Origin of the sequence: Cellulomonas sp. GbtcB1, assembly GCF_019091725.1 — a bacterium.
GTDB lineage: Bacteria > Actinomycetota > Actinomycetes > Actinomycetales > Cellulomonadaceae > Cellulomonas.
Map to the genome: position 1 here is coordinate 30082 of NZ_JAGXJG010000041.1, position 9733 is coordinate 39814.

General features: G+C 75.7%; 8 protein-coding genes. 4 read left to right on the top strand and 4 right to left on the bottom strand.

Translation table 11 applies throughout. The features are described from left to right. Window positions 1-138: 138 nt before the first annotated feature. Window positions 139-2460 (top strand): bifunctional (p)ppGpp synthetase/guanosine-3',5'-bis(diphosphate) 3'-pyrophosphohydrolase, encoded by a 2322-nt coding sequence (locus KVT14_RS14325; protein ID WP_217616281.1) that lies wholly within the window; start codon window positions 139-141, stop codon window positions 2458-2460. Here KVT14_RS14325 and KVT14_RS14330 read toward each other — a convergent pair. The 3 genes from KVT14_RS14330 to KVT14_RS14340 form a co-directional block, all read right to left on the bottom strand. Then, the gene (locus KVT14_RS14330; RefSeq protein WP_217616282.1) at window positions 2420-3145 is read right to left on the bottom strand and encodes a hypothetical protein; all 726 of its coding nucleotides are present in this window, start codon (window positions 3143-3145) and stop codon (window positions 2420-2422) included. The two genes, KVT14_RS14325 and KVT14_RS14330, sit on opposite strands and share 41 nt — an antisense overlap. A gap of 67 nt (window positions 3146-3212) precedes the next feature. Beyond that, window positions 3213-4877 carry a DUF349 domain-containing protein gene (locus tag KVT14_RS14335; protein WP_217616283.1) on the bottom strand — a complete coding sequence of 555 codons (1665 nt, stop codon included), beginning with the start codon at window positions 4875-4877 and terminating at the stop codon, window positions 3213-3215. Then, on the bottom strand, window positions 4874-5659 hold the full coding sequence (locus tag KVT14_RS14340; protein ID WP_217616284.1) for a peptidylprolyl isomerase: 786 nt from the start codon (window positions 5657-5659) through the stop codon (window positions 4874-4876). Before KVT14_RS14340 ends, KVT14_RS14335 begins: the two co-directional genes overlap by 4 nt. A 155-nt stretch (window positions 5660-5814) precedes the next feature. Between KVT14_RS14340 and KVT14_RS14345 the strand changes: the two genes are divergently transcribed. Both KVT14_RS14345 and hisS read left to right on the top strand, forming a co-directional pair. Beyond that, window positions 5815-6570 (top strand): MBL fold metallo-hydrolase, encoded by a 756-nt coding sequence (locus KVT14_RS14345; RefSeq protein ID WP_217616285.1) that lies wholly within the window; start codon window positions 5815-5817, stop codon window positions 6568-6570. A gap of 5 nt (window positions 6571-6575) precedes the next feature. Next, window positions 6576-7940, top strand: coding sequence for a histidine--tRNA ligase (hisS, locus tag KVT14_RS14350; protein WP_217616286.1), 1365 nt, complete (start codon window positions 6576-6578; stop codon window positions 7938-7940). A gap of 11 nt (window positions 7941-7951) precedes the next feature. On the opposite strand, the gene KVT14_RS14355 is transcribed toward hisS, so the two are convergent. Then, window positions 7952-8515: a TspO/MBR family protein gene (locus KVT14_RS14355; protein WP_217616287.1), complete on the bottom strand. Its 564-nt coding sequence runs from the start codon at window positions 8513-8515 to the stop codon at window positions 7952-7954. Window positions 8516-8688: 173 nt separating this feature from the next. On the opposite strand from KVT14_RS14355, the gene KVT14_RS14360 reads away from it, so the two are divergent. Beyond that, window positions 8689-9733, top strand: a 1045-nt coding sequence (locus KVT14_RS14360) for an Rv2578c family radical SAM protein (protein ID WP_217616288.1), incomplete at its 3' end; no start/stop codon positions are given.

A 9733-nucleotide genomic window follows, 5' to 3' on the forward strand; every position in this document is an offset into this window, starting at 1 on the left:
GGCGCCGTGCTGCGGTGGCCCGTGACGCGGTGCACGGTGTCGACGCCGTAGAATCGTGCGGATCGACAGCGCGTCCGGTCCGTCCGGGCCGCGTCGTCATCGGACAGCCGGGGAGACCCGGCACGGCGGGAGGCGTGCATGGCGGAGCCACGGACCTCGGCAGGACCCGACGCACGGCCGGAGGCGCCCGCGACCACGGGCGGCACCAGCCGGGTGCGGTCGCGCCTCGCCCGGTTCGGGCAGATCCGCGGGCCCCAGCAGTCTCCGGTGATCGAGCCGCTGCTCCAGGCCGTCCGGACGAACCACCCCAGGGCCGACCTCAGCCTGATCGAGCGCGCCTACGTCACGGCCGAGGCCGCGCACCGCGGCCAGCTGCGCAAGAGCGGCGACCCGTACATCACGCACCCGGTGGCCGTCGCGACCATCCTCGCCGAGCTCGGGATGACGCCCCCGACGCTCGCCGCGGCGCTGCTGCACGACACCGTCGAGGACACGTCCTACTCGCTGGACCAGCTCCGCACGGAGTACGGCCCCGAGATCGCGATGCTGGTCGACGGCGTCACCAAGCTCGACAAGGTGACCTACGGCGACGCCGCGCAGGCCGAGACCGTGCGCAAGATGGTCGTCGCGATGTCCAAGGACATCCGGGTGCTGGTGATCAAGCTCGCCGACCGGCTGCACAACGCGCGCACCTGGAAGTTCGTCCCCGCGGCGTCGGCCGAGAAGAAGGCCCGCGAGACGCTCGAGATCTACGCCCCGCTGGCGCACCGCCTCGGCATGAACACGATCAAGTGGGAGCTCGAGGACCTGTCGTTCTCGACGCTGTACCCGAAGGTCTACGACGAGATCGTGCACCTGGTCGCCGAGCGCGCGCCGGCCCGCGAGGAGTACCTGGCCGTGGTCCGCGAGCAGGTCGGTGCCGACCTGCGCAGCGCGAAGATCAAGGCGACGGTGACGGGCCGGCCGAAGCACTACTACTCGATCTACCAGAAGATGATCGTGCGGGGCCGCGACTTCGCCGACATCTACGACCTGGTGGGCGTGCGGGTCCTGGTCGACACGGTGCGGGACTGCTACGCGGCGCTGGGCGCGCTGCACGCGCGGTGGAACCCGGTCCCGGGCCGGTTCAAGGACTACATCGCGATGCCCAAGTTCAACCTCTACCAGTCGCTGCACACGACGGTCATCGGGCCGGGCGGCAAGCCGGTCGAGATCCAGATCCGGACGCACGACATGCACCGGCGCGCGGAGTACGGCGTCGCGGCGCACTGGAAGTACAAGGAGAACGCCAAGGGCGCCGGGGGCGACGCCGACGGCAACGACATGGCGTGGCTGCGCCAGCTCGTCGACTGGCAGAAGGAGACCGCGGACCCCTCGGAGTTCCTGGACTCGCTGCGGTTCGAGATCGCCGACGGCGAGGTCTACGTCTTCACGCCCAAGGGCGACGTCATGGCGTTGCCCGCGGGCGCCACCCCGGTCGACTTCGCGTACGCGGTGCACACCGAGGTCGGGCACCGCACGATGGGCGCCCGGGTCAACGGCCGGCTCGTCCCGCTCGACTCCACGCTGGAGAACGGCGACGTCATCGAGGTGTTCACCTCGAAGTCCGAGACCGCCGGGCCGTCGCGCGACTGGCTCGGGTTCGTCACCAGCCCCCGCGCGCGCAACAAGATCCGCCAGTGGTTCACCAAGGAGCGGCGCGAGGAGGCGATCGAGCACGGCAAGGACGCCATCGCCAAGGCGATGCGCAAGCAGAACCTGCCGATCCAGCGCCTGCTGTCCCACGAGTCGCTCGTCGCGCTCGCCAACGAGATGCGGTACGCCGACGTCTCGGCCCTGTACGCGGCGATCGGCGAGGGCCAGGTCTCCGCGGCCACCGTCGTGCAGCGGCTCGTGCACGCCATGGGCGGCGAGCCGGGCGCCGAGGAGGACATCGCCGAGGTCGCCCGCCCGGGCCAGACCGCGCGGCGCGTCCGCACCGGCGACCCGGGCGTGGTCGTCAAGGGCGTGGACGACATCTGGGTGAAGCTCGCCAAGTGCTGCACCCCGGTGCCGGGCGACGACATCATCGGGTTCGTGACCCGCGGCCAGGGCGTCAGCGTGCACCGGTCCGACTGCATCAACGTCACCGCGCTGCGGGCCCAGCCCGAGCGCATGGTCGACGTCGAGTGGAGCCAGGGGAGCACCGCGCTGTTTCTTGTGCAGATCCAGGTCGAGGCGCTGGACCGCAGCCGGCTCCTGTCCGACATCACCCGGGTGCTGTCCGACCACCACGTCAACATCCTGTCGGCGTCGGTGTCGACCTCCCGGGACCGGGTCGCCCAGTCGCGGTTCGTGTTCGAGATGGCGGAGCCGTCGCACCTCGCGTCGGTGCTGGCGGCCGTGCGCAAGGTCGAGGGCGTGTTCGACGTCTACCGGATCACGGGCGCGAAGGCGGAGCAGCCGGCCGTCGACGCGTAGCGGTACCGACGGCCCGGTCGGCGCCGGCGACGGCGTCCTCCAGCGCCGGGAGGAGCGCCGCCGCGGCCCGCACCCCGCGCCGCCCGGACGCCGCCGCCACGTCGGCGCGCACCCGCGCCGCCTCGACGCCCGCCGCGCGCAGCCGCGCGACGAGCGGGAGCGCCAGACCCGGCGGGTCCTGGCTCAGCAGGTCGACCGCCGTGCGGCGCGGGGTCGTCACGCGCACGCCGCCGAGCAGCACGACGTCGGCGTCCGGGAGGCTCGCGGTCGCGCCCGTCCTGCCCGGAGCCGGGTCGGGGACGCGGGCGCCGGGGGGAGCGACGACGTCGATCCTCCCGGGCGGGGTGCCGCCGACGTGCACCCAGACCGCCGCGGCGCGCGCGACGGCGCACCGCGCGGGGACGAGCGGAGCGAGGGCCGCGGCCCGCAGCGCCGGCGTCGGGCGCACCTCGGCGGGCAGGGCGACGTCCTCGCGGAGCGGCACGAGCTGCCCGTCGCGCACCAGCAGGTGCCAGGCGACCGGGCCGACGTCGCCGGGGCGGACGAGGGGCGTGGGCGGCAGCCGGGCGGCGGTGCGCGGTGCTGGCGGGGCGTGGTCGGGCTCGGCGGGGCCGGGCTGGGCGTGGTCGGAGTCGGCGTGCTCGTGGTCGGCGTGGTCGGGCGGGGGAGCGGGTCGGGACGTCACCCGCAGCACGATGCCGGTCGACCCCCGCGCGTGGCGAGGGGCGACCGGCACCGGCTGTGGACGGGCGTCAGCCCCGGGACTCGTCCGCGGCCCGCTGCACCTGCTCCAGCCAGGACCGGCGGGCGTCGAGCGCGGCCTGCGCGTCGGCGACCTTGCGGGCGTCGCCCCCGGCCTGGGCCTTCGCCAGGTCGGCCTCGAGCTGCGCGATCGCGTTCTCGAGCTGCGCGAGCGCGCCCTCGGCCCGCGCGCGGGTCTCGGGGTTGGTGCGGCGCCACTCGGCCTGGTCGGCGTCGCGGACCTTCGCCTCGACGGCGCGCAGCCGGCCCTCGACGCGCTGGATGTCGCCGCGCGGCACCTTGCCCGCGGCCTCCCAGCGGTCCTGGATCGAGCGCAGCGCGGCCTTGGCCTGGCCGAGCCCCTTCGCCGGGTCGATCGCCTCGGCCTCGACCAGCAGCGCCTCCTTGACCTCCAGGTTCGCGCCGTACTCCCGGTCCGTGGCGGCGTTGAGCTCGTCGCGGGCGCGGAAGAACGTGTCCTGCGCGGCGCGGAACCGGGCCCACAGCGCGTCGTCGTCCGACCGGCTCGCGCGGCCGGCGGCCTTCCACCGCGCCATGAGGTCGCGGTACGCGCCGGCGGTCGGGCCCCACTCGGTGCTGGAGGACAGGCGCTCGGCCTCGCGGACGATCTCCTCCTTCGCGGCCTTCGCCCCGGCGTTCCGGGACTCCAGCTCGGCGAAGTAGTGCCGACGCTCGCGGTCGAACGTGGTGCGCGCGTGGCTGAACCGCTTCCAGAGCGCCTCCTCGGAGGTGCGGTCGACGCGCGGGCCGGAGCGCTGCGCCTCCTTCCACTCCTCGAGCAGGGCGCGGAGCTGCTCGCCCGCCGGCCGCCACTGCATGCGGGCCGGGTCGGTCGTGGCGATCTTCTCCGCGCGCTCGACGATCTGCGTGCGGGCCTCCAGCGCGGCCTGGCGGGCGGCGGACCGCTCGGCCTCGACCGCCGCGCGTCGCTCGGCGGCAGCCGCGCGCAGGCCGTCCAGGCGGGCGCGCAGGCCGTCCAGGTCGCCGACGGCGGCCGGCTCGGCGGTCTCCTCGGTCAGGCGCGTGAGCGTCTGGTCGATCTCCTTGACCGCGAGGTCCGTCGCGGTGAGACGTGCCTCGAACAGCGCGACCTTCGCCTGCAGGTCGAGGAACCGGCGCACGTACAGCGCCAGCGCCTCGTCGGCCGACGCGCCGGGGAACTGCCCCACGACGCGCTCGCCCGCGGCCTCGCGGACGTAGACGGTGCCCTCCTCGTCGACCCGGCCGAAGCCGGCCGCGGCGGCCGCCTCCGCCGAGTCGTCGGCCACCGGCACCGGGACCACGGGGGTCGCGGGGGCGGCCGGGGCCTCGCCGGACGCGACCGTGCCGGCCGGGGCCGACGGGGCGCTCGGGCGCGGGCGGGGGCGCATGGCGCTGGGCTTCGGGGCGCTCGGCCGAGGGGCGGTAGCGGGGGTCGGCGCGGCCGCCGCGGGGGCCGGCTCGGCCTCGGGCTCGGCGGCCTGCGGCTCCGCGGCCTCGGCGTCGTCGGCCGTCGGGACCTCGGTCGCGGGCGCCTCGCTCGCGGGGACCTGGGCGTCGTCGGCCGCGGGGGCCTCGGTCGCGGGGACCTCGGCCTCGCCGACCCCGGGCGTCGCGGCCACGGCGGCCTCGTCGCTGTCCTGGGCGCGCTGCTGCTCGTCGGGCGTCTCGGTCACTGGGTCTCCACTCCCTCGATGGTGACGGGGGTGGCCGGGGTGCCGTCCGAGGCACCGCCGCTCACGCCCGCGTCAGCGACTGCCTGCACGACGTCGAGGCCCGACGTGATGCGGCCGAACACGGTGTAGCCCCCGGCGGCGTCCGCCGGGATGGTCGAGTCCTCGTAGACGAGGAAGAACTGGCTGCCCATCGACTCGCCGTTCCCGCCCTGGCGGGCCATCGCGATGGTGCCGGCCGGGTAGACGTCGTCGGCGGGGGCGTTCTCGATCGGGCCGAACGCGTAGCCAGGGCTCCCCGTGCCGGTGCCGGTCGGGTCGCCGCACTGCAGCACGTAGATGCCGCTGGTGGTGAGCCGGTGGCAGTCGGTGCCGTCGAAGTAGCCCTCCTGCGCCAGCGTCACGAAGTTCGCGACCGCCTGCGGGGCGGCCGCGCCGTCCAGCTCGACGCCGATCTCGCCCTGGCTGGTCGTGATCGTGCCGGTCCAGGCGCGGCCCTCGGCGAGCGCGGCGTCGGGCAGCACGCCCCCGTTGCCGAGGCGCTCGGCGGCGGTGGTCTGCGTGGCCGTGGGGGCGTCGGTGGCGCCGGAGCCCGCGGTGGTGTCGTCGTCCCCGCCGGTGGCGAGGAGCGCGGCGGTGATGCCCACGCCGAGCACGAGCACGCCGACGACCCCGCCGGCGACGATCTGCTGCCGCCGCTTGCGGGCGTGCTTCTGCACCTGGCGCTGCTGCCACTTCTCGTACCGGCGGCGCTCGTACTCGCGCTCGCGCTTGCTGGACGGCACGCACTCTCCTCGGTCTCGGCGTCGGCGGGTCCCCGTGCGCGGGCACTCAGAGCGCCCGCGCCCGCCGGACAGTCTAGGCAGCCGGTGGTCGCGCGGGTGACGCGCGCGCCGCGCGTGCGTGCCGGGGGCCCCGCGGGCGCCGCTAGCGTGGCCGGGTGCGCATCCTCGGACTGACCGCCCCCGTGTTCGCCGCGGCCTGCTACGTGGTGGCGGCCGACGACGGGGACTGCGTGGTCGTGGACCCCGGTGGCGGCGTCGCGGACGCGGTGCGGCGCACGGTCGCCGAGCAAGGGCTGCGCGTCGCCGGGGTCGTCGCGACCCACGGGCACGCGGACCACGTGGCGGACGCCGGCGTGCTCGCCGCCGAGGCGGGCGTGCCGCTCCGGCTGCACGCCCGGGACGCGCACCGGCTGGCCGACCCGCTCGGCACGCTGGGTCTGGGCGCGGCGGCCGACCCCGGCGTGGCGGGCGCGCTGCGGACGGCGGCCGCGGCGGCGGGGCTGGACCCGGCGACCTTCGGGCGGGTCGACCCGGCACTGGTGGTGCCGTTCGGGGGCGAGGACGGGGGAGCGGGCGACGCCGGGACCGCAGGTGGCACCGGCCGGACCCCCGACGTCGAGCTGCGTCTCGGCTCCGTGACCCTGGTCGCCCGGCACGCCCCCGGCCACACCGAGGGCTCGACGCTCTACCTGCTCGCCGCGGGCGACGACCGGGTCGCGTTCACCGGCGACGTGCTGTTCGCGGGGTCGGTCGGCCGCACGGACCTCCCCGGCGGCGACCCGGTCGCGATGGCGGCCACCCTGCGCGACGTCGTCGGCGCCCTGCCGCCCGGGACGCACGTCCTGCCCGGCCACGGGCCCGCCACGCGGGTGGACGCGGAGCTGGCCACCAACCCGTACCTGGCAAACTGACCTGCATGGCACGACCGACTCCTCTCTCCGGCTTCCCCGAGTGGCTCCCCGACGGCCGCGTGGTCGAGCAGCACGTGCTCGACACGCTGCGGCGCACCTTCGAGCTGCACGGGTTCGCCGGGATCGAGACCCGGGCGGTCGAGCCGCTCGACCAGCTGCTGCGCAAGGGCGAGACCTCCAAGGAGGTGTACGTCCTGCGCCGGCTGCAGGAGGACGCCGACGCCGAGCAGGACCGGTCCGGGCAGCTCGGCCTGCACTTCGACCTCACGGTGCCGTTCGCGCGCTACGTGCTGGAGAACGCCGGGCACCTCGCGTTCCCGTTCCAGCGCTACCAGATCCAGAAGGTGTGGCGCGGCGAGCGCCCCCAGGACGGCCGGTTCCGCGAGTTCGTGCAGGCGGACATCGACGTCGTCGGCGCGGGCGACCTGCCGTACCACTACGAGGTCGACCTGCCGCTGGTCATGGCGGAGGCGCTCGGCGCGCTGCGCGACATCGGCGTGCCGCCGGTGCGCATCCTCGTCAACAACCGCCGGGTGGCCGAGGGCTTCTACCGCGGGCTCGGCCTCGACGACGTCGACGGCGTGCTGCGCAGCATCGACAAGCTCGACAAGATCGGCCCGGAGAAGGTCGCCGCGCTGCTGGTCGCCGAGACCAGCGCGACGCCCGAGCAGGCGCAGGCGTGCCTCGACCTCGCGGCGATCTCCGGCGGCGACGCCGGCGTCGTCGACCGGGTGCGGGCGCTCGCCGCGCAGCACGGCATCGCGTCCGAGCTCATGGAGCAGGGCCTGGGCGAGCTGCGGCAGCTGATCGAGGCCGCCGCCGTGCGCGCCCCGGGCGTCGTCGTCGCCGACCTCAAGATCGCCCGCGGGCTGGACTACTACACCGGGTCGGTCTACGAGACAGTGCTGGTCGGCCACGAGCAGCTCGGCTCGATCTGCTCCGGCGGGCGGTACGACACGCTCGCCTCGGACGGCAAGCAGACCTACCCGGGCGTCGGGCTGTCGATCGGCGTGTCGCGCCTGGTGTCCCGGCTGCTGTCGGGCGGCCTGGTCCGCGCGACCCGCGGCGTGCCGGCGGCGGTGCTGGTCGCCGTGACGTCGGAGGAGAGCCGGCCGGCGTCGGACGCCGTCGCCACCGCGCTGCGGGCCAGGGGCGTGCCGGTCGAGGTCGCCCCGACGGCGGCGAAGTTCGGCAAGCAGATCAAGCACGCCGACCGCCGGGGGATCCCGTTCGTCTGGTTCCCGGGCGAGGACGGCGCCGCGGACCAGGTGAAGGACATCCGGTCGGGCGAGCAGGTCGACGCCGACGCCGCGGCCTGGGCGCCGCCGACGCAGGACCTGTGGCCGCGGGTCGTCCCCGCGGAGGGCTGACCCCCGGGGCCTCACGCCAGGGCGGCGAGGCCCGCGTTCAGCGTCGTGGCGTAGAGCACCCACGCCAGGTAGGGGCCGAGCAGCCAGGCGACCCACGGGGTCAGGCGGTGGAACGCGACGATCGTCGCGACCAGCGCCACCTCGAGCGCCAGGATGATCGCCAGGCCGAGGCCCAGCTGCTCCGCGCCGAAGAACACCGGCGTCCACGCGGCGTTCAGCGCGAGCTGCACGCCGTACAGGACGAGTGCGGTCGTGGCCGCGCGGCCGTGCCGCCGCCAGATCAGCCAGGCGGCCACCGCCATCACCACGTAGAGCACCGTCCAGACCGGGCCGAACACCCAGTTCGGCGGCGTCCACGCGGGCTTCTCGGCGTCGGCGTACCAGCCTTCGACGCCGGACGTCGACGCGAGGCTGCCGCCGAAGGCGACGACGGCGTTGAGCAGCAGCAGGCCGACGAGCACGGGCCAGCCGCGGGTGGTGGGGCCGGCGCCCGTGCCGGCGGTGGTGCCCGCGCCGGCGTCGTCGCGGTGGGCGGGGTGGCTCGGGGCGGGCTGGGCCGGGTTCGCGGAGGTCATGCCTCCACGGTGCGGCGGCGGCGCCCGGTCGGCAACCGGAAGGCCAGCATGCTGAGTTTCCTGCCGCGGGCCCCGGGTCACCGCGCTCCGGCCCGGTGGGCCGCTCCGGCCTGCCCCCAGGCCGAGGGGCTCCGTGGTTGCGCGGGAGTCGAACACGTGTTCGAATCGGTGCCATGCGGTGGGACGGGCAGAAGATCGCGGCGGAGGCGGCGCAGGCGCTGCCCGGCCTCGCGCTGGCGGGGCACCAGCGGTCGGTGCGCACGCCGGAGTTCACCGGCGTGACGTTCCACGAGGTGCACGCGAAGTCGGCCCTCAACAAGGTGCCCGAGGCGTCGGCGATGCCGTTCCGGTGGACCGTGAACCCGATGCGCGGCTGCCTCCACGCCTGCACCTACTGCTTCGCCCGCCCGACGCACGAGTACCTGGGCCTCGGCCCGGACGAGGACTTCCAGACCCAGATCGTCGTCAAGACCAACGTGGTCGACGTGCTGACCGCGGAGCTGCGCCGCCCGTCCTGGACGCACGAGCACGTCGCTCTCGGGACCAACACCGACCCGTACCAGCGGGCCGAGGGCCGGTACGCGCTGATGCCGGGGATCATCGGCGCCCTCGCACACTCGGGCACCCCGATGTCGCTGCTCACCAAGGGCACCCTGCTGCGCCGGGACATCCCGCTGCTGACGGAGGCCGCGGGGGAGGTCGGGGTGAGCGTGGCCGTGTCGCTCGCGATCGGCGACGAGGAGCTGCAGCAGGCGATGGAGCCGGGTACGCCGACGCCCCGCGCCCGGCTCGGGCTGATCCGGGCCGTGCGGGAGGCCGGGCTGGAGTGCGGGGTGCTGGTGGCCCCGGTCATGCCCTGGCTCACCGACTCCACCGCGCACCTCGACGGGCTGTTCCGCGACCTCGCCGAGGCCGGTGCGTCCTGGGTGACGACGATCCCGCTGCACCTGCGCGGGCCGGTGCGGCCGCTGATGCTGCAGTGGCTCGCCGAGCACCGGCCGGAGCTGGTGCCGAACTACCGGCGGCTGTACGCGAACGGCGCCTACGTGCCCGAGGAGTACCGCCGGTGGCTGTCGGAGCGGGTGCGGCCGCTGCGCCGCCGGTACGGGCTGCACGGGCCGTCGGCGGCGCCGCTCGAGGGGGCCGGGTCCCCGGCGGGCGCGGGGGCCGGCGCGGGCGCGGGAGCGGGCGCGGGGTCGTCGGCGCGGACCAGCGGCC

Bases quoted from the DNA above. Each gene is read 5' to 3' on its own strand.
- KVT14_RS14325 (WP_217616281.1), top strand. From the start codon at position 139: ATGGCGGAGCCACGGACCTCGGCAGGACCCGACGCACGGCCGGAGGCG.
- hisS (WP_217616286.1), top strand. From the start codon at position 6,576: ATGGCACGACCGACTCCTCTCTCCGGCTTCCCCGAGTGGCTCCCCGAC.
- KVT14_RS14355 (WP_217616287.1), bottom strand. From the start codon at position 8,515: ATGACCTCCGCGAACCCGGCCCAGCCCGCCCCGAGCCACCCCGCCCAC.